Consider the following 21,069-nt stretch of genomic DNA (forward strand, 5'->3'; position numbering starts at 1 on the left):
CGGCGCGGCTCACGAAAAGAAAGAGAGCATTTGCTTCTTAACAGCGGAATGAATGTAGGAGCCCGCCTCTTGCTGTGTCAACGGTCACGCCGCCCCGAGTGCTGTGGCGACGGTCACGCCGACCCGATGACCGGCGGCACCGAAGGCACGGGGCAGGATGGTTCGTCATGACCAGGAGCGCAGAACCGGCACGGCCGCGCCGCACCCAACAGGAGCGCCGCGAAGCCACCGTGACCAAGCTGGTCGACGCGACCATCGCCGCGATCGGCGAAGTCGGTTACCAGCGCACCACCGTGCAGGAGATCTGCGGGCGAGCAGGACTGTCCGTCGGCGCGATGTTCCGGCAGTTCGACAGCAGGCTCGACCTGATCGTGCGGACCGCGGAAGAAATCGTCGCACGGCAGCGCATCGCCTTCACTGCGGTGATGGAACAGCTTGGCGAGCAAGCGAATTCGCTCGACACCGCCCTGCGATTCCTGCGTGCCGCGCAGTCGGACAACATCACCCACGCGCTGCGCGAGATCTACCTGGCGGCCCGCTCCGACGCCGACCTGCGGGAGCGGATCGCGCCGACGGTCGAAACCTACTACGACGAGATCGTCGCCGCCGTCGAAGCCACCGGCATCCTGAATCGGTACCCGCAGCGCCTGCGCGAGCCGCTGTTCTTCCTTGTGCTGCATCTGTTTTCGGGACAGGCCGTGGTGCGCGGGGTCTACCAGCGTCCCGAACTGGACGACGCGGTGCTCGCGCTCATCGAGGACATGCTGCAGACCTACGCCGACGCGGTCGACAAGTAGGCCGCGCCCGTGCGGGTATGGACAGTGCAGGCGCCGGAAGTGGTTGCCACGGTGCGGTCGACGGGTGTCTACCGGGCGACCTGGGATCGTGTGTCACCGAGCCTACGTCCGCCCTTCGAGGCATTGGTGGCCGAGATGACGCGGCGCGGCATCGACTGCGGTTCGACACCGCCGGTGTGGTGCTGGCCGGGCCGCGGTCTTCGCAGATCAGTTGTCCGGCGTAAGGCGAATGCGCTACTCAGCCTCCACGAATGGGCACACGGGCGGTGGTTGCTGATCCTGGACGTGCCCGCCGATCGCACGCTCACCACGTCGTACTCGCTCTGGAACGACTACCTCGCCTACCACCTGGGTTCCGATGGTCCGTCGGAGATGGACTGGACTTGTCGAACGGTCGACAAGTGGGACCAACCGCAGGTGACAGTGCCTGAGCTGCGCCAGGATTGGATCCTGCGCGCCAGGCCGTACCCGCCCGATGCAGACATTGCGGCGCGCATCGAGGCAGATCCGATACTGCGAGCGCGGGCCCGCGCGGCAGACCTCGGCGGCGGGCATTAGTATCGACCGCGTGCACCGATGCTTTCCGATAACCCCGCCGCCCGCCTCCTGAGCGAGGTGTAGGACTCCGCGCGCCACCTTATCGGTGAGTGCGCTGGTTCGGCATTCCGGCGTTTCCGCGTGCTTCGGCGATCAGTGCCAGTGCGTTTCGTAACTCCGGTGTTCCGGTATCGGCGCGTTCTATTGATCGGTATCGGTGCTTGATGCAACTCCGGTGTCCACCAGCGGTGGGTTCCAGAGATCGGTATCGGTGACTTTCGACGATCCGGCGCAGTGCGTTTCGCGACTTCGGCGGCATCGGTGCGTTCGTCATCCGCTGTCGGTATGTCCGGCGCTCCGGAATCGCCGAGGTTCGGTGATCCGGCTCGGTGCGCTTCGCATCGTCGGCGAGCTGATGCCAGTGCGGTTCGGTGCCAGTGCGTTTCGCGGCTCCGCTGTTCCAGCGGCGGTGCTAGCCGATGTCGGTGCGGTCCACAGTCCTTCGGAATTCCGTGTTTCGGGATAACCCGTGCACCTCGCTTCCGCGACCCCAACCCTTCTGTCGCAGGAGCGCGAACCCATCATGTCTGTATCTCTGTCCACCGCAGGCCGTTCCGGCCTCGTCTACCTCGTCGGCGCCGGAATGCTCTGGGGGACCGGCGGTTTGCTCGGTACCCTGCTCGGCCGCGCCACCGGTCTCTCACCCGTCGCGGTGGCCGCCTGCCGCCTCGCGGTCGGCGGTCTGCTGCTCGTCGCGCTCTTGACCGCGACTCGGCGGCCTTGGCCGCGAAACCCCTTGGCCTGGCGCAGAATCGGTGCGGTCGCCGGTCTTGCTGCCACCTTTCAAGCGAGCTATTTCGGTGCGGTCGCCGCGTCCTCGGTCAGCGTCGCGACCTTGATCACGATCGGTGCGTCGCCCGTCCTCGTCGCGCTGCTCGAACAAGTCACCGGCCGCCGCACACTGGACCGGCGCCGAGCCGCGACCATCGGGATCGCCCTCGCCGGACTGGCCTTGCTGGTCGGCGTGCCCTCCGACGACGTAAGCGCCGCCGGACTGCTCGGCGGCGCCGCACTGGCCGTCGCCGCGGCCGCCGCGTTCGCCACGGTCACCGTGCTCAGTGCCCGCCCGGTAGTCGGACTCGACGCGATGACCACCACTGGCCTCGGCTTCACCGGCGGCGGACTTTTGCTCGCACCACTGGCGGTAACCACGGGAGTGAGTTTCCACATGACCGCAGGCGGCATCGCCTTGATCCTGGTGCTCGGCCTGGTCCCGACGGCGATCGCCTACACCCTCTACTTTCGCGGCCTCCCTGACGCAGGCCCAGGCACCGCCGCCGTACTCGCCCTCCTCGAACCCCTGACCGGCGCAGTGCTCGCCGCCCTCATCCTCGGCGAACGACTGACCCCCACAGGCTTGCTCGGCGGAGCTCTCCTCGTCCTCGCCCTGATCCTGACGAGCGCCCAATCGCGCGAGAAGGACACCCTCTAGCCCGCGCCACGCACCCTGACCGCTCCGCGCGAAGCCTGTTGTCAGCGAATCGGTTCCGCGCGGACCACCGATCATTCGGCGGGACGCGGCGGAGCTGTCCGCGGCGTGTCGCCTCCACCGTGTCCCACTCGCGGGAGCGCGTCACGCCGAGCGGGACATCATCGCGGAATCCGCCTGTTGCCAGTGAATCGGTTCCGCGCGGACCAACGATCGGCCCCACCGGCGCCGCACCGGTTCCGGACGCGCCATCGCCGCGCGGTGGCGCATCGGGCGCTCGGGATCACCCGGCCATTTCAAGATCATGAGGCACTGGTGGCGGCATCGTGCGAGAGGCCACCTGCACCAGTGCCTCATGATCTTGAAGTCGTGGCTGGACGACACAAGGGGAGCCCGAGCGGGCGGTCGGCGGGGTGGTTGGGTGGGAAAGCTAAGCTTCGGTAAGTGATTACTGCCGCCCCTGCCGCCGTCTCCACCTGGGCTCCGTTGCGGTCGAAGGTGTATCGCGCCTTGTGGATCGCGCAGCTGGTGTCCCAGCTCGGGACGTGGATGCAGACCGTCGGTGCGCAGTGGATTCTGGTCGATGAGCCGAATGCCGCGGCGTTGGTGTCGTTCGTGCAGACCGCGATCACGCTGCCGGTGATGCTGCTGGCGATCCCGTCGGGGGTGATCGCGGATCTGGTCGATCGGCGGTGGTTGCTGCTCTGTGCACAATCGTCGATGGCGATACTCGCCGCAGTGCTCGCGGTGTCGACCGCGACCGGGCACACCACGCCTGCCGTGCTGTTGACGCTGCTGTTCCTGCTCGGCTGCGGGCAGGCGCTCACCGGGCCTGCCTGGCAGGCGATTCAGCCAGAACTCGTTCCGCGCGAGCAGATTCCGTCCGCAGCTGCGCTGGGCAGCATGAGCATCAATGTGGGGCGGGCGGTGGGCCCGGCGATCGCGGGCGTGCTGGTCTCGCTGTCGGGGCCGACGCTGGTGTTCACGCTCAACGCGGTGTCGTTCGTCGGCATCGTGGTGGTGCTCGCGCTGTGGCGCAGGCCAGCGAAGGATCGGCGGTTGCCCAGCGAACGTCCGCTGGCGGCATTGCAGGCCGGGACCCGTTTCATCCGCGCGGCGCCCGCGATCCGCCGGGTGCTGCTGCGCTCGATCCTGTTCATCACGCCGGCCAGCGCGCTGTGGGCGCTGCTCCCGGTGATCGCGCGGGACGAACTCGGACTGTCCTCGTCCGGCTACGGACTGATGCTCGGCGCGCTCGGCCTCGGCGCGGTGCTCGGCGCGATCGGACTGTCGCGGTTGCGCACGCTGCTGACCCCGACCCAGCGGTTGAGCACGGCCGCAGTGCTGTTCGGGGTCGCGACGGCGGCCGCCGCGGTGCTGCATGTCGTGCCGATCGTGCTGGTGCTGCTGGTTTTCGCCGGTTTCGCCTGGCTGCTCGCCATGTCGACGATGAATTCGACCATGCAGCTGTTGCTGCCCGCATGGGTGCGGGCGCGCGGGCTCTCGGTGTATCTGCTGGTGTTCATGGGCGGGCAGGCGATCGGCTCGCTGCTGTGGGGACTGATCGCGGGCGCGGCCGGACCGGTGTTCGCGCTGCTGTGCGCCGCGGCGCTGCTCGCGTGCTGCGCGGTGAGCACGGTGTGGCTGCCGATCAGCCACAACGCCGAGAACCTCGACCAGACACCGTCGGCGTTCTGGCCGGAACCGCAGCTTGTCGTCGAACCGGATCCGGCCGACGGGCCGGTGCTGGTGCTGCGCACCTACGACGTGCCGCCGGAGCATCTCGACGAGTTCACCAGTGCGATGGCGTTCGTCGGCCGGTCGCGGCAACGCACCGGCGCGATGGAGTGGCGGTTGTACCGCGATGTCGGCGTGCTCGATCGCTATGTCGAGGCGTTCGTCGTTCGGTCCTGGGCGGAGCACATGCATCAACACCAGGTTCGGCTCACCGCGCAGGATCAGATCCGCGAGCAGGCGGTGGCGGAGTACACCAACGGTGAGGACCGGATCACCCATCTCGTGGCGATCACGCCGCACTGAGTTATCTGTTACGCAGGGCCGAGGTCGGCGGTTGCGCCGGGGTTGGGTCGGCGGTTGCGCCGGGGTTGAGTTGTCCGTCGCACAGGGCAGGGTTGTCTGTCGTACAGCGCGCGGTTCTGTTGCCCGGCGACGGTTACCGAGTGCCTGATTCGGTGGGATTCGATCGACCGCATACACTGTCCCGCATGCGGATGTTCCTGGATATCCTCCTGATCATCACCAGCGTGCTGCTGGTGCTGCTGGTGCTGCTGCACCGCGCCAAGGGTGGAGGTTTGTCCAGCCTTTTCGGTGGTGGTGTGCAGTCGAGCCTGTCCGGCTCGACCGTCGTGGAAAAGAACCTCGACCGCGTCACCATCTTCACCGGCGTCGTCTGGCTGATTGCCATCCTCGGCATTGGTCTGGAGATCAAGTTCGCCTGATCAGGCGGGTCACTACACCGGCCGCGATCGTCGCAGCCGCCAGTACCAGGGCGGCGATGACGAACGCGGCCGGATAACTGTCGCCGATCACCGGCGCGACCACCAACGGACCGAGCATCTGTCCCGCGCCGTAGACGGCGGTGAGCGGTGCCGCCGCGGTGTCGTCGGAGAGCTCGCCACCGATCCGCATAGCCAGCATGACGATGCCGAGGAACGTCGCGCCGAACAGCGCCGCCGAAATCACGGCGGGCACCACCGCGCCGGAGACGGCCGGCAGTACCGCCGAAACACATTGCGCCACTAGCGCTATCGGCATGGCCACGGCGGGGGACCAGCGTCGTGCGGCGACGCCCCACAGCACCGTTGCCGGCACGGCGGCGGCACCGACCACCACCCAGATCGCGGAGCCGACCACCGGTCCGCGTTCGTCGCTGACCGCGGCGACCAGGAACGTGCCGATCACGATGTAGCCGAGGCCTTCGAGGAAGTAGGCGACGAGCAGCGCGCGCCACGCACCGGTCGATCGGATGGTGGCCTTCCGTGCGCGCAGGCCGGGCCTGATGTCGAGTCGCCACGCGGGCAGCAGCAGTACGGCGGTCAGCACGGCCGACACCAGCCACATGCTCTGCCAGCCGAGGAACGGTCGCACTGCGAGGACCAGCACTCCGGTCAGCGCGATGCCGAAGCCGACGCCGCCGAAAGCGATGCCCGCCGCCTCCCGGCTGCTGCCCGGCCTGGCGGCGACGCCCGCGCAGGCGACGAAGATGACGGCACTGGTGACCCCGGCGATCAGGCGCAGCGCGGCCGGGAACAGCGCAGGGGCAGGCGCGGCCATCAACAGTTCGCTGAGCACCAGCAGACCCGCGGCGATGCGGAAGGTGTTGCGGCTGTTCAATTCCGGCCAGCGGGTGAGCAGGATGGCGCCGAGCAGGTAGCCCGCGTAGTTGGCGGTCGCGATCATGGCGCCGTCGTGTGCGCTGATCTGGTGTGCGTCCACCATGACGGGCAGCAGCGGCGTGTAAACGAAACGGCCGACGCCCATCGCGGCGGCCAGCCCGGCGGCGGCCGCGAAGGCCGGTGCGAGGCTCTTGCGGGGAGCGGGCGCGAGAGTAGCGGTCACTCCGCGAACGTACGGCCCGTTTCGGCGTCTGTTAAATGCTTTCTGTGCACCATGTATACGCTTGATGCATGGATATCGAGCTGCGGCATCTGCGGGCATATGTCGCGCTGTGTGAGGAGGGGAGCTACACCAAGGCCGCGGCCAGCCTGCATCTGAGTCAGCCCGCGCTGACCAGGACCATCCAGCAGCTGGAGCGAATCGTGGAGGGCAGGCTCATCGAGCGCACCTCGCGGCGCTTCGACCTGACCGACGACGGCGCCGAGCTGCTCACCCATGCCCGCCGGATCATCGCCGACGTGGATGGTGTTGTCGCGCAGCTGCGGTCGCGGGCCAGCATCGAGATCGGGTTCGCGTGGCTGCTGCCGACCACCTGGCTGGCGGCGACGCGACGTCGTTACGAGGCGCTCGGTGGCCGCATCACGCTGCGCCGGGTCGACGATCCGTTGGCCGCGCTCGAGGCCAGATCCCTCGACATCGCCATCTACCGCAGGGAGACTCGGCTGCCGAATCACCTGGCGTCGCGGGTGATCGCGACCGAGCGCCGGGTGCTCGCGGTCGCCGCGAGCTCGCCGCTGGTCGAGGCGGCCGGGCTGCGCTGGGCCGACCTGGCCGGCTATCCGCTCGTGGTGAACGCGGTGTCCGGCACCACCGATGCCGGGTCGTGGGATCCAGCAGACCCGCAACGGCCGATCATCACCTGCCGGAATTTCGACGAGTGGATCGAACTCGTCGCGGCGGATCGCGGTATCGGCGGCGTGCCCGCATTGGCGCGCAGCCGGGCCCCGCATCCCGGCGTGGTGTACGTGGACATTCCTGATGCGCCGCCGTCGCACGTGTACCTGGCGTGGCACGCCAAGCCGACGACTTCGCCTGCGGTGGCACGGTTTCTCGGGGTTGCCTAGGCGGTCATGGATAGTCGGGACCTCCCGGCCCGCGTCGTGACGCGGCTTTCCGGCCGGCGGTGGCGATGTGACTCTTCCGGCCTGCGCGGTGATGTGGCTTTTCCGGCTGGCGCTGGCGATGTGACTCGTCCGGCCTGCGCGGTGATGCGGCTTTTCCGGCTGGCGCGGTGATGCGGCTCTTCCGGCCCGCGCGGTGATGCGGCTCTTCTGGCCGGCGCGGCGATGCGCTCTTCTAGTCCGCGCGCGGGATGCGGCCGTCTACGTCGGTGAAGCCGTAGGCGTCGGCGAGGTCGGCTACTCGACAGGCGGTTCCGGTGCGGGAGCGGCGGTTAGGGTCGGTGGCCAGGGCGACAACGGCGCGGCCGGGGAAGCGAGGGGATTCGGCGTCGGCGAGGTCGAAGGTGCCCTCGCCGGGCAGGGTGACCAGTCGTTGGCCGCTAGCGTCGGTCGGAACCAGTTGCAGCAGTTCGGTATCCACGATGCCAGGCCACAGGGAGACCGCGGTGACCGAGGTGTCGGACAGATTGTGGGCCATGTCCGCGGTGAGGCGATCCACTGCGGACTTGGCGACGCCGTACACCGCGTTGTGCATATAGCGCTGCGCGCCGGGTGAGGAGATGTTGACGATCAGCCCGCCCGCCTCGATCAGCAGCGGTGCCGCGAAAACGCTTGCCACGTAGTGGGATCGGACGCCGATGTCGAAGGTCTCGTCCCACGCGTCCGGCGGCACCTCCCAGAACGGCTTGCCGAGCCAGCGGGCCGCGGCGGGGGAGTTGTAGACGTTGTTCACCAGCACGTCGAGCTTGCCGTGCTCGGCTGTGATCAGCTCGAACAGTCGTCGCACCGCGGCGTCGTCGCGGTGGTCGCAGACGAACGGGATGCCGGTGCCGCCCGCGGCGTCGATGGCGGCGGCCGTCTCGTGCACCGTTCCGGGCAGTCGGCCTGGTGTGGCCGAGCGGCCGGTCACGTACACCGTCGCCCCCGCCGCGCCGAGTTCCATGGCGATGCCCTTGCCGATGCCGCGGCTCGCGCCGGTGACCACGGCGATCCGGCCGCCGAGTGCGCTGGGTATTCCGTTCACGACTACGGGACACTACCTTGAAATAGGAACACGTTCTAGATTTTGCCCAGGCTCGGCCGCAGGCGGCCTGGTTACGACCCGTGTTGTGGAGGACGCAGTGGAGTTGACCCATCGATTCGTGACGACCAACGGCGTCCGCATGCACGTGGCCGAGCAGGGCGCCGGGTACCCGGTGATCTTCTGTCACGGCTTCCCGCACACCTGGTACATCTGGCACCACCAGCTGGCCGCGGTCGCCGCCGCCGGATACCGCGCCGTCGCGCCGGATCTGCGCGGCTACGGCCAGACCGATCGGCCGGACGAGGTCGAGGGGTACACGAACCGGGCGGTGATCGGCGATCTGCTCGGCCTGCTCGACGACATCGGCGCCGAGCAGGCGGTGTTCGTCGGCCTCGACTTCGGCGCGGCGCTGGTGTGGGAGTTGGCATTACGCGCACCGGAGCGGGTGCGCGGCGTCATCGTGTTGAACAACCCGTACGCGCCGCGCCCGCCGCGCGCCCCGTCACAGCTGTGGGCCAAGGCCGCCGCGCGACACTTCCTGCACCTGCACTACTTTCAGCAACCCGGCGTCGCCGACGCGGAATTGGGCGCGCGCACAAGGGAGTTCCTGGCCCGGGTGTACTTCTCGCTGAGCGCCGACTACCACTACCTCGACACCTGGCAGTTCCCCGCGGAGGGCACCGGCTACCTGGATGTGCTGCCCGAGGCGCCGCCGCTGCCGTGGCGGTGGCTGACCGAGGCCGAATTCGACACCCTGGCAAAGGATTTCGAGCACACCGGGTTCACCGGCGGCCTGAACTGGTATCGCGCGCTCGACCGCAACTGGGAGCTGACGGCGGACTACGCCGACGCGCTCGTCACCGTGCCCGCCTACTTCATGTACGGCGAGCGCGATCCCGACATGGAGGGCTTCAGCGGCCGTGACCCGTTGACGACGTTGCGGAACTCCGTGCCCGAGCTGCGGGAGGTGACCAAGATCGCGGGCGCCGGGCACCTGGTGCAGCTCGAGCGCGCGGCCGAGGTCGACGCGTTGCTCACCGCGCACCTGCGCCACCTCGTGCCGAACCCGTCGGATGTGCCCGCATAGCGCCAAACGCCTTCCGTCGGCGTGCCGTTCGGTGTCGGTGGGTGCCGCTAGTGTTCGATCATGAGTTACAGCCTGAGCATCTACGTCGTCGAACTGGACAGGGTCAGAAGCGCTATCGGCTCGCGGGACGACAAGCTCCGGCGGATGATCGGCGGTCGCTTCAAGGCCCAACTCGCGCACGCCGACGACTGGTTCGCCGACGAGATCGGCGCGGGCGCCCCGTCGCGCTTCGACGCGGTGCGCGCCGTGATCGACGGTGGCCCGTTCCAGTCCGAGTACGGCTTCCAATACGCCTACGCCTACCAAACGATCTGCCAGTTCTACGGCCGATTCCTCGACAACCGCTATTTCTCTCCGTTCCGCGGCAGCTGGCTCGAACAGGTCGACGAGGGTCTTGCCGAGCTCGGCATCAAGGCGATCAGCGTCGCCGACTTCCGATACCACGCGCTGCCCGCGGCGCTCCCCGCACCGGACGACTTACCCGGTTACGGCGAGTGGACGCCGGAACAGTGCGCGGAAGCGTTGGTGCAGTGGGAATCCGCGACCCCGAAGCAGCGAGAGGGCATCGATCACGAGGTCCTCGCGGCCATCGAATCCTGCGTGGAGTGGATCCGCGAGGCACAGGCCAGGCCGGGCTGGGGGATCGCAGGCTTCTTCTTCTGAACGCCTAGTACTCGTCGGCCAGCTTGGGGTAGTCGGCCCAACGCGGCAACGGTTGCTGCGCCAGGTGGGCGGTGAGTCGGTCGAGCAGGTACTGCCAGCGCGGGCCGACTGCGCCCGCGTCGGCAGGGCAGAGGTGGCGGCGGATCAGCTCGACGGTGGTGACCACACCGACCTGGGTCATCCGCACCTCCAGCGCGCAGCCGTCGATGCGCACTACCAATTCGTGTGGGGCCAGGCAGTATTCGACGCGCACGACGACGGGACCGGCAACGGGCCCGTCGAGCGGCGTGATGGTCAGCGCGCCGTCGTCCTCGTCAGCGACCGTGCCGAGCCACTCGGCCAGCTGCGCGCGTTCGGTCGTCGCCGACCACACCGCGAGCACCGGCTGGCGGAACGAACGCAGGTAGTGCAGGAGAACCAGGTCGTCGCTGGAATCGTGCTCCGGTCGGACCTCGCCGAGCATGGACATCATCGCCGTGTCCCTTCGCCGCTGGATACCGTCACCCTCACTGTATTTCCAGTATTCCGGTGGCGAATTCGAATCGCGGGATCCCGGTCCGGGGTGTCGGACGCCGGGCTTCCCCGGAATCCGAACCGACGCCGGCAACATCACCGTTGAGTTGTTGAAAACAAAAGTAACGCAATACGATCCGCCTATCGTGCGACCTAGTGACCCTTCCCAGCCTTGGTGCGCCCGGCCGAGATGCGAAACCGTTTTGTGATCTGTACATTTGGTGCAGCCCGAGCGGGCAGAAGGGGTCGGGGGAACGACGTCACACCTTCTCGGCGAAACGTGAAAGTACGGAACTTGTCACAGTCATTGAACGCGCCGGAAGGCGAACATCGCGAGTCTGTCGTTCAGCGTCTGCGCATGCCGCTCCTAGCGATGTCGACCTGCGCGGCCGTGCTCTCGGTTCTCGTCGTCGTCGCCGCGGTTCTCCTTGCGCTCACCGACGTTCGCATCCCGCTGACCGCCGCCGTCGTCGCCGCGATCGTGCTGTTCATCGCGCTGTGTGCCGCCGTCACCGCGGCACTGCACTATCGCGCCGAGACCGAGCGGGCCAGGCAGGATGCGGCGGCGCTGACCGCCGAGGTAACCGCGAGGATGGCGTCCGCGGCCGAAGCGACGAACGCGCATGTGTGGGAAGCGAAGAACAGCGAGAACCGTAGGTCCGCGGCGATGGCCGCGTTCGCGGGCGCGGCCGGTCGCATGCAGGCGATGACCACCAGCATGCTCGCCGAACTGCGCGAGATGGAACACCGGCACGCCGACCCGAAGGTGCTCGCCGACCTGCTGCAGCTCGACCATCGCACCGCCCAGGCAGGCAGGCTCGCCGACAGCATCGCGGTGCTCAGCGGCGCCCGTTCCGGTCGACGCTGGGCCAAACCGATTGCGATGGAATCGATTCTGCGCGGCGCCATGGGCCGGGTGGCCGGCTATCAACGGGTGCGGTTGCGAGCCATTGCCGAGATCGCCATCGCCGGGCATGCGGCCGAAGGCGTGATGCACACGCTCGCCGAGCTGCTCGACAACGCGTGCAACTTCTCCCCGCCGACCACCGAGGTGCACGTCTACGCCGCCGAGGTGCCCGCAGGCGTCGTGCTCACCATCGAGGACAGCGGTCTGGTCATGAGCGAGTCGGCGCTGCGGCGGGCCGAACAGGCTGTGTCGAGCACCGGCCCGAACGGGCGCGGCCAGCATTCGTCGGACCTGTCGTCGCTGAGCGGGACCCGGCTCGGCCTCGCCGTCGTCGGGCACCTCGCGCGCAAGCACGGGCTCACCGTGTCCTACCGGCCGTCGGCCATCGGCGGCACCGCGGTGGTCGTGGTGGTGCCGCGGGATCTCACTGCGCGCCTGGATCGTTCGCAGCCGACCGCGCTGTCCACCGCACCCTCGTTGCCCGTCGCGGCCCCACCGCCTGTCGTCACCCCGCAGCCGGAGGCCGTTGCCGAACCTGAACCCGAACCCGAGCTCACCAGCATGGGGCTGCCGAAGCGGCGGCGGGGCAGCACCCTGGCCGCGGTCCACCCCGCAGGCCTTTCCGTTCCCAAGCCCGATGACCCGCCCGCGGCCACCCCGCCCGCGTCGACGCCTGCGTCCTTCGGTGCCTTCCAGCGCGCAGTGACCGGTCGTGATGCCGAAAGCTCTGCTGTCGCAACACCTTCCCCCTCCCCTTCCGTTGCCGTGGAGAATGATCGATGACAACGTCTGCGCCGTCGCAGCTCAGCTGGCTGCTGGAGCAACTACTCGCCCGTACCCCGCGCACCAGGCACGCGTTGCTGCTCTCCGGCGACGGGTTGAAGATCTGCCACACTCCCGAGTTGGGCATGGACAAGGCCGATCAGCTCGCGGCCATCGCGGCAGGCATCCAAAGTCTGTCGCACGGTGCGTCTATCGAGTTCGGTGACGGCAGAGGCGGTGTGCGCCAATCGATGACCGAGTTCTACGGCGGCATCCTGTTCATCGTCGAGGCGGGGCTGGCCGCGCACATCGCGGTGGTCGCCGCCGAGGACGCCGACGCGGGCCTGGTCGGCCACAACATGCGAGAACTGGTGGAGCAGTTGGGCCACTACCTCGCGTCCGCGCCGCGTGTCGGGGGAGCGAGCGTGCCGTGAGAAGGCCAGGCCGCGACGACGACCCCGACCGGCTCTACACGCTGACCGGCGGACGCAGCAAACCGGACTCCGACAGTTTCGACCTGGTTACGCTCGTGGTCAGCGAAAGCGCGCCGACGCCAGGCATGCAGTCCGAGCACGTGGCGATCCTCGACATGTGCCGTGCGCCAACGGCCGTCGTCGAGATCGCGGCCGAACTGCGGCTCCCGGTCGGCATCGCGACCATCCTGCTGTCCGACCTGCTGCACGCAGGCAAAATCACTGTGCGGCATCCGAATACCGGCCCCACCGTACCGGGCGCGCCGTGGAACGCGGTGCCCGATTCCGCCACCCTCGAGAAGGTGCTCGTTGGACTCCGCAGTCTTTGATCCTCGGCCCGCCCGCGCCGACGCACCGCTGAACAGTGCGAGCAAACACGGGCTGAAGATCGTCATCGTCGGCGGCTTCGGCGTCGGCAAGACCACCATGGTCCGGGCGGTCAGCGAGATCCGCCCGCTCGACACCGAGGCGACCATGACCAACGCGGGCGTCGGCATCGACGACCCCACCGGTGCGCCGGGCAAGTCGACGACCACGGTCGCCTTCGACTTCGGCCGGATCACCATCGACACCGAACACGTGCTCTATCTGTTCGGTGCGCCTGGGCAGGAACGGTTTTGGTTCCTCTGGGATCGCCTGTTCGCCGGTGCGCTCGGCGCGATCGTGCTCGTCGACCAGCGCCGCATCGCCGACTCCTGGTACGCCATCGATCGGCTGGAAGCCCAGCGCACCCGATTCATCGTGGCGTGCAACAACTTCGGCGGCACCTTCCGGCCCGACGAGGTGCGCGACGCGCTGGACCTGGAACCGCATGTGCCGCTGATCGAATGCGACGCCAGGTCGCGCGAATCCTGCAAGAGCGTCCTGATCAGCCTCGTCGAGCACATCTACGCCGACGCACCGCGAGTGGAGACCGTATGACCAGCTCGAGCGCCACCTCGGCCGCCACCGGCGGCTGCCCGGTCCACCCGGAATCCGCCGCCGTGCCGTTGAGTGGCCCGCGCTTCCACACCGATCCGGAGCATCTCTACCGCGAGATGCGCCGCGAGCAGGGGCCGGTCGTCTCCGTCGAGCTGCCAGGCGGCGTCCCGGCCTGGCTGGTGATCGGCTACCGCGAGCTGCATCAGGTCACCAGCGACCCCGAGCTGTTCCCTCGTGATGTCAGCCTGTGGAACCAGTGGCCGAACATTCCCGAGGATTGGCCGCTGCTGCCGATGATCGGGCAACCGCGGCCCTCGATCTATTTCACCGCGGGCGCCGAGCATCGCAGGCATCTGGCGATGGTGGAGCCTGCGCTCGAATCGGTGGACCCGTTCGAATTGCGGCGCACCTGTGAGGATGTCGCCGACCGACTGATCGACGGCTTCTGCGGCCGTGGCACGGCCGACCTGGTCGCCGAGTTCGCCGTGCCGATGCCGGTGCTCGCGCTGGCCTGGGCGCTCGGCTTTCCCGACGAGGACGGGCCGCAGCTGGCCTGGAACATGAAGCAGCTCGCCGACGGTGGCGCCGACGCACAGGCCGCCTACGGGCGGTACTACGAGCAGATGACTCAGGTGCTCGCCGCCAAGAAGGCAAGGCCCGGTGGCGATTTGGTGTCGCAGATGCTGGCCTACCCGGCCCCGTTCACCGACGAGGAGTACGTGCAGGACCTGATGGCGGTCACCGCCGCCGGGCACCTGCCGACCGCCGACTGGATCGGAAACTCGGTGCGGCTCATGCTCGTCGACGACCGGTTCGCCGCTGCGCTCGGCGGCGGGCGGCGCAGCGTCGGCGAGGCGATGAACGAGGTGCTGTGGGAGGACTCCCCGAACCAGATCCTCGCCGGTCGCTGGGCGGCGCGCGATACCAGGTTGAGCGACAAGATCATTCGCTCCGGTGACATGCTGCTGCTCGGGTTGGCGGCGGCCAACCTCGATCCGCATGTGCGCCAGCATCTCGCCGAGGGCGCCGAACCGGCGCACACCGGCAACAGCGCGCACTTCGCCTTCAGCTACGGCGAATACCGTTGTCCCTTCCCGGCTCAGCAGCTGGCCGAGATCATCGCGCGGACCAGCATCGAGGTCCTGCTGGACCGGCTGCCCGATATCGATCTCGCCGTGCCCGCGCAGAATCTCGTCCGGCGGCCGTCACCGTTCTTGCGCGGAATGTCCTCGCTGCCAGTTCGTTTCACACCAGTTCGTGCAGTTGGAGGTACCCCATGAGTGAGACATGTCCGTTCGCCATCGCGATCGATCCGATGGTCGGCGACCTGGCCGGGGAGACAGCCCGATTGCGTGCCGCTGGCCCGCTTGCGAGGATCGAACTGCTCGGCGTGCCCGCATGGACCGTCACCGAGCACGCGGTGGCGCGGCAGCTGCTCGTCGATCCTCGGCTGATCAAGGACATCAACGGCTGGTCGCTGTGGAACTCCGGCGTTGTGACGCGGCAGTGGCCGTTGATCGGCATGATCGACGCGGGGCGTTCGATGTTCACCGTCGACGGCGCCGAGCATCGGCGGCTGCGGATCAAGACCACGCAGGCGTTGTCGCCGCGGCGGCTCGACGAGATCCGGCCGACCATCGAACGGCTGACCGTAGAGCTGCTCGACGCCATCGCCGCGTCCGGCCAGGACGTCGTCGACCTCAAGGAGGTGTTCGCCTACCCGCTGCCGATGCGGGTGGTCGGCGAGCTGATGGGCGTCGACCGCGCCGATCACCCGATGCTGCTCACCTGGTACAAGGCGTTCTTCTCGCTGATGACCCCGCAGGACGAGCGACTACGGGTGATCGACGAAATGGACGTCTACTACACCGAATTGGTGCGTAAGAAGACCGCCGACCCGACCGACGACCTCACCAGCGCCCTCATCTTCGCCGCCGACGGCGGGGATCCGCTCACCGAGGAAGAAGTCGTCGGCAACCTGAAGGCGCTGGTCGCCGCTGGCCACGAAACCACCGTCGGCCTCATCCTCAACACCGTCCGCGCCCTGCTCACCAGGCCGGAACAACTTGACAAGATCCGCGCAGGCGAATTCGAGTGGAAGAACGCCGTCGAGGAAACCCTGCGCTGGGACAGCCCGGTCACCCACCTGCTCATGCGTTTCGCCACCGAAGACATCACCGTCGGCGACACCGTCATCGAGAAGGGGGAGGGTGTCGTCATGTCCTACCGCGCCATCGGCCGCGACACCGCCGTCCACGGCGACGACTCCGACGCCTTCGACATCACCCGCGCAACCTCGCACCGCCACATGACTTTTGGGTACGGGCCGCACATCTGCCCAGGCGCCGCCCTCTCCCGCCTGGAAGCCACCATCGCCCTGCCCGCCCTCTTCGCCCGCTTCCCCGACCTCCAGCTCGCGGTCCCCGTCGAAGAGATCCGCAACCTGCCTGTCCTCACCCAAAACGACCTCGCGTCGTTCCCGGTCCGCCTCGGCTGACTCTCGCCGAGATCCGCACCGCTTCTGCGCATCCGCGCCCGTTCTGTGAATCCGCACCCTCTCTGGGCGCCCCGAACGAGTGCGGATCCATATAAGGGGTGCGAATCAGCTCTTTGATCTTGAAGCGCGCTCCAAGCGCCGCCAAACAGTCGTCCGAGATCGTTCGACCTTAGATCTTGTGACCACAGGATTCGCACCTGTTCTGTGGATCCGCACCCGTTCTAGCAGCCCGGAACGAGTGCGAATGCCCAGAGAGAGTGCGGTTCTGGGTGTTCGATCTTGAAGGCGCCCCGAGGCGCCACCATGGGGCGTTCGACGGTTCGATCAGGCCACCGTCGGATTCGCACCCTCTCTGTCGATACGCACCTGCTCTGTCGATACGCACCGGTTCTGGCCTCCCAGAGGGAGTGCGGATCCACGGAAGGGGTGCGGATCCGGGTATTTGATCTTGGAACTTTCGGGACGTGACTACAGCCAGACGATCGGCTGGGTGCGGATCTTTTGTACACAGGGGCGAGTTGTGCACATTTGGGGGTCTGACGGGTGGTGCGGGGGTGTGGGGTTGGTGACGATGCGGGGATGGAACGAGCGGTCGTGCATCGGCGGAGCGTGGAACTGCAAGGTGGGCTGAGTGATGCGGAGATTCGCCATCAGTACCGCAGTGAGTGGTGTCGGGTTCGACGTGGTGCTTATGCCGATCGTTGTGTGTACGGCGAGCTGGATCAGGTCGGGAAGCACCGCACCTTGATCGATGCCGCCGTTCCCTCAATGACCGAAGAGGCGGTCGTCAGTCACCAGTCCGCTGCGGTGCTCTATGGCGTGCCGCTGTGGTGCACCCCGCTGGACCGTGTCTGTGTGACTCGGAACAGACGCCATGGCGGACGGATCAAGTCTGACGTGAAGATCCACTGCGCACCAATGGAATCCGTTGTTGAGATAGACGGGTTGCTGGTCACTGCACCAGCAAGAACTGTGGTTGACCTAGCACGAACCTTGCCTTTCGAGTCCGCGGTCGTGGCCGGGGACGCCCTGGTCCGCGAGTTCGGCCCATCGGAAGCAGATCTCGCAGCTGAGTTGGAGCGAGCCAAGTTCCGCCGTCGGGTTTCTGCGGCACGCCGGGTGGTCGCATTCCTGAACGGGCGCAGCGAAAGTGTCGGCGAGTCCCGTAGTCGGGTGATGTGTGCCAGGCTCGGTCTCCCGGTCCCGAGTCCACAAGGAAACGTCTTCGACGCAGAGGCCAACTTCCTTGGGAGAGTGGACTTCTACTTCGAAGGCACCGGTGTGCTGTGCGAGTTCGACGGCCGACTCAAATACGGACGTCTGCTTCGACCTGGCGAAGACCCGGGCGAGGCGGTCTTTGCTGAGAAGATCCGCGAGGACGCCATCCGCGCCTGCGGATTTCAACTCGTCCGCTGGACCTGGCCGGATCTGACCACCGAGCGCCCGGCCACCAGAATCCGCGCCGCCTTGACTCGGGCACGAACCACTTACTGCGACGGCTCCATCGAACAATCCCGGCTTCCTATCCCTCGCCCCTTGCCAACCCGCCCCCTGTAACCTCTCAGGGCGCAGCGCCTGGTGGATCCGGTGAGCTCGCTCCGGTTGGTGACCACTCGCACCGCACCGCTTGGCGTAATCGCCACGACGGTAACCGGGTTCGCGGTCATCGCCGCGACTGTCTGCCTCGACTCGCGGTCGATGTCGGGCCTCGGTCGGGGTTGACCGGACCTTTGCATGGACTCCGCACCCCTTTCGTTGATTCGCACCGGTTATGGGCGCCCAGAACCGGTGCGAATCTACGGAAGGGGTGCGGATTCGTGGAGGGGTGCGGGGCGGCCGGCTGCGCGGTCCCGGACACCGATGTGGTGGTTGGGCGACTGGCGGGGTAGTTACCTCTGATGCGTCGGGTAAGTTACGGCATTTCCATGAGCAGGGCAGAGCTTGCTCCGGCGGTGGACATCATGAATTTCACCAGATCGTCGTAGGCCTCATTCAGAAAGTTCAGCGCTTCCTCGGTATCCCAACCAGACCAATCGCTGGGATTGACGTCGTCTGCCGCCATTGCCGCTCTGTCGAAATGGGCACCGAGGCGTCGGAACGGTGTCGCACCGAGGTCGGTCGCGATACGGGCGACGGTGTTGCTGTCGAGGCCGAAGATGGTTTCACCGTCCGCCAGGAGCACGATCTGCAGTTCGTCCGGGGTGTCCGGCCACCCGACGACGATGCCCATGCCTTCGGCATCGAGCAGGAACTGCAGCCCGGCAAAGGCCCACAACGTATGTTCCGCATCATCACTGCTGTCACGTTCGATTAGTTCATGCGCGAGATCTGAGTCTTCCTCGGCTTGTTCGAGTTCCACGTCGGTGACGCGCTTGAACAATACGTATTTGCTCACAGATCGGACCTTACCGAGAAATGGCCAAGGCGGTAGCAGTGAGAACCCCGCGAAATAGTTACTCGGCCAGGAGCTTTCCGGCGGCGGTTTCGATCTTGGTTTCGTCGAGGAGGACGGTGTCGGCGGCGGGGCCGAGGGGGATGAAGCTGTCGTCGCTGGTGACTCGGGCGATGCGGCCTTCGAAGCCTGCGTCGATGAGGGCGGTGCAGACGGATTCGGAGACGCCGCCGCTGTGGCGGGTTTCGTCGGCGATGAGGACTCGGCCGGTGGCGCGGGCGTGGTGGAGGATGTCGTCCAAGGGGAGGGGGGAGAGCCAGCGCAGGTCGAGGACGCGGGTTTGGATGCCGCGGTCGGCCAGGCGGCGGGCGACGCGGAGGCTCATGGGGACGCCGTTGGCGAAGGTGACGATGGTGAGGTCGGCGCCGTCGCCGTAGACACGGGCGCGGCCGATGTCGACGTGCGTGTCGGAAGGTGTTGCGAGCCAGGCATTGTCGCCGGGTTCGTGGAGGTCGCGGGTGTGGTAGAGGGCGATGGGTTCGAGGTAGAGGCAGACTCGGCCGTCGATCCGCGCGGCGGAGACACAGGTGCGCAGCAGGGCGGCGGCGTCGTCGGCGCGGGCAGGGGAGGCGATGACGAGACCGGGGATGTCGCGGAGGGCGGCGATGGAGTTGTCGTTGTGGAAGTGGCCGCCGAAACCCTTCTGGTAGGCGTAGCCGGCGATGCGCACCACCATCGGATTGCGGTACAGGCCATGGGAAAAGAACTGGAGGGTGGCCGCCTCGCCGCGGAGTTGATCGATCGCGTTGTGGACATAGGCGAGGTATTGGATCTCCGGGATCGGCACGAAGCCCGCGAGTGCGCTGCCGAGGGCGGTGCCGAGGACGCTCTGTTCGTCGAGCAAGGTGTCGAAGACGCGGCGGCGGCCGAATTGCTTGTGCAGGCCTTTGGTTACGCCGTAGACGCCGCCTTTGCGGCCGACGTCCTCGCCGAAGACCAGGACGTCGGTGTCGCGGGTGAGCAGCTGGGCGAGGGTGCTGTTGATCGACTGCGCGAGCGTCATCGGATCGCCGGTCACCGAATTCAGCGCTGGGGCACTGCTTCGCCGTGCGTCGGCCTCAGCGAGGCTCGCTGTCGAGGCTGTCCCTGTGTCTCGGTTCGATGCGTTGTTCGTCGCACCGGTCTGAGTTGTGCTGGCGGACAACGGGGATCCGGAGGGCTCGCGGGTCTGGCTCGGGGCGGCGCGGAGAACGTCTGCGCGCACCTGCTCGGGGTGGGCGGGCGCAAGCGGAGCCAGCACAGCGGACGCTGAGGTCAACTTCGGCTCGCCCGCAACGAGTTCGGCCATTGTGGTGACACGGTGGATGATGTCGGCGTAGCGGTCGAGTACCTCGGCGGGGGTGGCGATGCCCGCGGTGACCAGCAGTCGCGCGGTCGCGGTGACGGGGTCGCGGAGCAGGTCGGCGGCGATGTCGGCGGGCTTGCGGTACGCCGCTTCGACATCGGAGCCCGCATGCCCCATCAGGCGGACGGTGCGCAGCCGGAGGAAGGCAGGCCTGCGGTGCTCGCGCACCCACGCGGCGGCGGCAGTCGCCGTGGTCAGCGCGTCGAGGAGATCGGAACCGTCGGCATCGAAATACTCCAGGCCAGGACGACTTCCATAGGCCTGGCGGATCCAATCCGTCGGGGTCGGCACGCTGATGCCGATGCCGTTGTCCTCGCAGAGGAACAGGATCGGCATCGGAACCCCTTGGCGGGCCGTGTGTATCGCCGAGTTGATCGCGCCGGTGGCGGTCGAGTGGTTCGCCGACGCGTCACCGAAGCTGCACAGCACCACCGCATCCGACGGCCATTCGCTCGGAACTCCCAGGCGTGCCGCGCGATCGATGGCGAACCCGAGCCCGACGGCGCGCGGCAGATGGGACGCGATGGTCGAGGTCTGCGGGATGATCCCGGCCTGCTTGCTGCCGAAAACCTTGTGCCGCCCACCGGAAATCGGATCTGCGGCCGCCGCGACCACGCCGAGCAACACGTTCCTGATCGGGTCGAGTCCAGGCACCTGCCGCGTGCGTTGCACGAAGAACGCGCCCGAACGGTAGTGCAGCAGTGCGGGATCGGTGGTTCGCAGCGCAACGCCCAACGCCGCGTTGCCCTCATGCCCCGACGAACCGATGCTGTAATACCCGCGCCGCGCGGCACCGAGCCGCCGCGCCGCCAGATCGAGTTGCCTGCTGGTCGCCTGCGACTCGAACACCTCGAGGCACACCGCCCCGGTGATCGCGCTCCCCGGCACGACCGGTTCGTCAGAGCTCCGCCTCGGCCCCGCCGTCAGCGCAGCAACTTCGGCTCGAAACCGCTCGTCCAGATCAACCATGTGCTCAGCCACCGCACGATTCTCCCGGAAAGCGGCCACCTAGTCGACCTATTCGGCGGCATTTTTCCTGATTTGACCCGCAATCGGCGGATTAG

20 protein-coding genes are annotated in these 21,069 nt (G+C 67.5%); 15 read left to right on the plus strand and 5 right to left on the minus strand.

Annotated elements, in window-relative coordinates:
- Window positions 1-167 precede the first annotated feature (167 nt).
- The 5 genes from ACGFNJ_RS26395 (at window position 168) to secG (ending at window position 5,282) form a co-directional block, all read left to right on the plus strand.
- On the plus strand, window positions 168-797 hold the full coding sequence (locus ACGFNJ_RS26395) for a TetR/AcrR family transcriptional regulator (RefSeq protein WP_393453418.1): 630 nt from the start codon (window positions 168-170) through the stop codon (window positions 795-797).
- Window positions 798-806: 9 nt separating this feature from the next.
- A complete protein-coding gene (locus tag ACGFNJ_RS26400; protein ID WP_393453421.1) occupies window positions 807-1,355 on the plus strand; it encodes a hypothetical protein in 549 nt (182 codons plus the stop codon).
- A 562-nt stretch (window positions 1,356-1,917) separates the two neighbouring features.
- A complete protein-coding gene (locus ACGFNJ_RS26405) occupies window positions 1,918-2,826 on the plus strand; it encodes a DMT family transporter (protein ID WP_393453424.1) in 909 nt (302 codons plus the stop codon).
- Between the two features lie 441 nt (window positions 2,827-3,267).
- Window positions 3,268-4,863, plus strand: coding sequence for an MFS transporter (locus ACGFNJ_RS26410; RefSeq protein WP_393453427.1), 1,596 nt, complete (start codon window positions 3,268-3,270; stop codon window positions 4,861-4,863).
- Window positions 4,864-5,048: 185 nt separating this feature from the next.
- Window positions 5,049-5,282 carry a preprotein translocase subunit SecG gene (secG, locus tag ACGFNJ_RS26415; RefSeq protein ID WP_393453430.1) on the plus strand — a complete coding sequence of 78 codons (234 nt, stop codon included), beginning with the start codon at window positions 5,049-5,051 and terminating at the stop codon, window positions 5,280-5,282.
- On the opposite strand, the gene ACGFNJ_RS26420 is transcribed toward secG, so the two are convergent.
- A complete protein-coding gene (locus ACGFNJ_RS26420) occupies window positions 5,269-6,402 on the minus strand; it encodes a YbfB/YjiJ family MFS transporter (protein WP_393453433.1) in 1,134 nt (377 codons plus the stop codon). The genes secG and ACGFNJ_RS26420 overlap by 14 nt on opposite strands.
- A 68-nt stretch (window positions 6,403-6,470) precedes the next feature.
- Here ACGFNJ_RS26420 and ACGFNJ_RS26425 point away from each other — a divergent pair, with 68 nt between their 5' ends.
- On the plus strand, window positions 6,471-7,304 hold the full coding sequence (locus ACGFNJ_RS26425) for a LysR family transcriptional regulator (RefSeq protein WP_393453436.1): 834 nt from the start codon (window positions 6,471-6,473) through the stop codon (window positions 7,302-7,304).
- A gap of 232 nt (window positions 7,305-7,536) precedes the next feature.
- Here the strand turns inward: ACGFNJ_RS26425 and ACGFNJ_RS26430 are convergent, their stop codons facing one another.
- The gene (locus tag ACGFNJ_RS26430) at window positions 7,537-8,385 is read right to left on the minus strand and encodes an SDR family NAD(P)-dependent oxidoreductase (protein ID WP_393453439.1); all 849 of its coding nucleotides are present in this window, start codon (window positions 8,383-8,385) and stop codon (window positions 7,537-7,539) included.
- Window positions 8,386-8,482: 97 nt separating this feature from the next.
- Here ACGFNJ_RS26430 and ACGFNJ_RS26435 point away from each other — a divergent pair, with 97 nt between their 5' ends.
- The gene (locus ACGFNJ_RS26435) at window positions 8,483-9,472 is read left to right on the plus strand and encodes an alpha/beta hydrolase (RefSeq protein ID WP_393453442.1); all 990 of its coding nucleotides are present in this window, start codon (window positions 8,483-8,485) and stop codon (window positions 9,470-9,472) included.
- A 60-nt stretch (window positions 9,473-9,532) separates the two neighbouring features.
- Entirely contained in the window at window positions 9,533-10,135 is a 603-nt protein-coding gene (locus tag ACGFNJ_RS26440) for a hypothetical protein (RefSeq protein ID WP_393453445.1), read from the plus strand.
- Between the two features lie 4 nt (window positions 10,136-10,139).
- On the opposite strand, the gene ACGFNJ_RS26445 is transcribed toward ACGFNJ_RS26440, so the two are convergent.
- Complete coding sequence (locus ACGFNJ_RS26445) at window positions 10,140-10,607, minus strand: hypothetical protein (RefSeq protein WP_393453448.1); 468 nt, start codon at window positions 10,605-10,607, stop codon at window positions 10,140-10,142.
- A gap of 399 nt (window positions 10,608-11,006) precedes the next feature.
- On the opposite strand from ACGFNJ_RS26445, the gene ACGFNJ_RS26450 reads away from it, so the two are divergent.
- The 7 genes from ACGFNJ_RS26450 to ACGFNJ_RS26480 all read left to right on the plus strand — a co-directional run bounded on the left by ACGFNJ_RS26450 (window position 11,007) and on the right by ACGFNJ_RS26480 (window position 17,765).
- The gene (locus ACGFNJ_RS26450; RefSeq protein WP_393453451.1) at window positions 11,007-12,338 is read left to right on the plus strand and encodes an ATP-binding protein; all 1,332 of its coding nucleotides are present in this window, start codon (window positions 11,007-11,009) and stop codon (window positions 12,336-12,338) included.
- Window positions 12,335-12,751, plus strand: coding sequence for a roadblock/LC7 domain-containing protein (locus tag ACGFNJ_RS26455; protein WP_393453454.1), 417 nt, complete (start codon window positions 12,335-12,337; stop codon window positions 12,749-12,751). The genes ACGFNJ_RS26450 and ACGFNJ_RS26455 overlap by 4 nt, the downstream gene beginning before the upstream one ends.
- The gene (locus ACGFNJ_RS26460) at window positions 12,748-13,119 is read left to right on the plus strand and encodes a DUF742 domain-containing protein (protein ID WP_069165161.1); all 372 of its coding nucleotides are present in this window, start codon (window positions 12,748-12,750) and stop codon (window positions 13,117-13,119) included. The genes ACGFNJ_RS26455 and ACGFNJ_RS26460 overlap by 4 nt, the downstream gene beginning before the upstream one ends.
- Window positions 13,100-13,711 carry an ATP/GTP-binding protein gene (locus tag ACGFNJ_RS26465; protein ID WP_393453457.1) on the plus strand — a complete coding sequence of 204 codons (612 nt, stop codon included), beginning with the start codon at window positions 13,100-13,102 and terminating at the stop codon, window positions 13,709-13,711. The genes ACGFNJ_RS26460 and ACGFNJ_RS26465 overlap by 20 nt, the downstream gene beginning before the upstream one ends.
- On the plus strand, window positions 13,708-14,991 hold the full coding sequence (locus tag ACGFNJ_RS26470; RefSeq protein WP_393453460.1) for a cytochrome P450: 1,284 nt from the start codon (window positions 13,708-13,710) through the stop codon (window positions 14,989-14,991). Before ACGFNJ_RS26465 ends, ACGFNJ_RS26470 begins: the two co-directional genes overlap by 4 nt.
- Window positions 14,988-16,208, plus strand: coding sequence for a cytochrome P450 (locus ACGFNJ_RS26475; RefSeq protein WP_393453463.1), 1,221 nt, complete (start codon window positions 14,988-14,990; stop codon window positions 16,206-16,208). Before ACGFNJ_RS26470 ends, ACGFNJ_RS26475 begins: the two co-directional genes overlap by 4 nt.
- 579 nt (window positions 16,209-16,787) lie before the next feature.
- Entirely contained in the window at window positions 16,788-17,765 is a 978-nt protein-coding gene (locus ACGFNJ_RS26480) for a hypothetical protein (RefSeq protein ID WP_393453466.1), read from the plus strand.
- Between the two features lie 355 nt (window positions 17,766-18,120).
- Here the strand turns inward: ACGFNJ_RS26480 and ACGFNJ_RS26485 are convergent, their stop codons facing one another.
- The gene (locus ACGFNJ_RS26485) at window positions 18,121-18,603 is read right to left on the minus strand and encodes a DUF1877 family protein (protein ID WP_393453469.1); all 483 of its coding nucleotides are present in this window, start codon (window positions 18,601-18,603) and stop codon (window positions 18,121-18,123) included.
- Window positions 18,604-18,661: 58 nt separating this feature from the next.
- A complete protein-coding gene (locus ACGFNJ_RS26490; RefSeq protein ID WP_393454176.1) occupies window positions 18,662-20,974 on the minus strand; it encodes a transketolase C-terminal domain-containing protein in 2,313 nt (770 codons plus the stop codon).
- Window positions 20,975-21,069: the final 95 nt, after the last annotated feature.

The organism is Nocardia sp. NPDC049149, from assembly GCF_043197455.1.
In the GTDB taxonomy this organism is placed as follows: Bacteria; Actinomycetota; Actinomycetes; order Mycobacteriales; family Mycobacteriaceae; genus Nocardia.

What these genes read in the sequence shown, in the direction of transcription:
- ACGFNJ_RS26455 (WP_393453454.1), top strand. Translation starts at nt 12,335, where the DNA reads ATGACAACGTCTGCGCCGTCGCAGCTCAGCTGGCTGCTGGAGCAACTA.
- ACGFNJ_RS26470 (WP_393453460.1), top strand. Translation starts at nt 13,708, where the DNA reads ATGACCAGCTCGAGCGCCACCTCGGCCGCCACCGGCGGCTGCCCGGTC.
- ACGFNJ_RS26445 (WP_393453448.1), bottom strand. Translation starts at nt 10,607, where the DNA reads ATGATGTCCATGCTCGGCGAGGTCCGACCGGAGCACGATTCCAGCGAC.
- ACGFNJ_RS26480 (WP_393453466.1), top strand. Translation starts at nt 16,788, where the DNA reads ATGGAACGAGCGGTCGTGCATCGGCGGAGCGTGGAACTGCAAGGTGGG.
- ACGFNJ_RS26395 (WP_393453418.1), top strand. Translation starts at nt 168, where the DNA reads ATGACCAGGAGCGCAGAACCGGCACGGCCGCGCCGCACCCAACAGGAG.
- ACGFNJ_RS26475 (WP_393453463.1), top strand. Translation starts at nt 14,988, where the DNA reads ATGAGTGAGACATGTCCGTTCGCCATCGCGATCGATCCGATGGTCGGC.
- ACGFNJ_RS26425 (WP_393453436.1), top strand. Translation starts at nt 6,471, where the DNA reads ATGGATATCGAGCTGCGGCATCTGCGGGCATATGTCGCGCTGTGTGAG.
- ACGFNJ_RS26450 (WP_393453451.1), top strand. Translation starts at nt 11,007, where the DNA reads ATGCCGCTCCTAGCGATGTCGACCTGCGCGGCCGTGCTCTCGGTTCTC.
- ACGFNJ_RS26440 (WP_393453445.1), top strand. Translation starts at nt 9,533, where the DNA reads ATGAGTTACAGCCTGAGCATCTACGTCGTCGAACTGGACAGGGTCAGA.
- ACGFNJ_RS26490 (WP_393454176.1), bottom strand. Translation starts at nt 20,974, where the DNA reads ATGGTTGATCTGGACGAGCGGTTTCGAGCCGAAGTTGCTGCGCTGACG.
- secG (WP_393453430.1), top strand. Translation starts at nt 5,049, where the DNA reads ATGCGGATGTTCCTGGATATCCTCCTGATCATCACCAGCGTGCTGCTG.
- ACGFNJ_RS26405 (WP_393453424.1), top strand. Translation starts at nt 1,918, where the DNA reads ATGTCTGTATCTCTGTCCACCGCAGGCCGTTCCGGCCTCGTCTACCTC.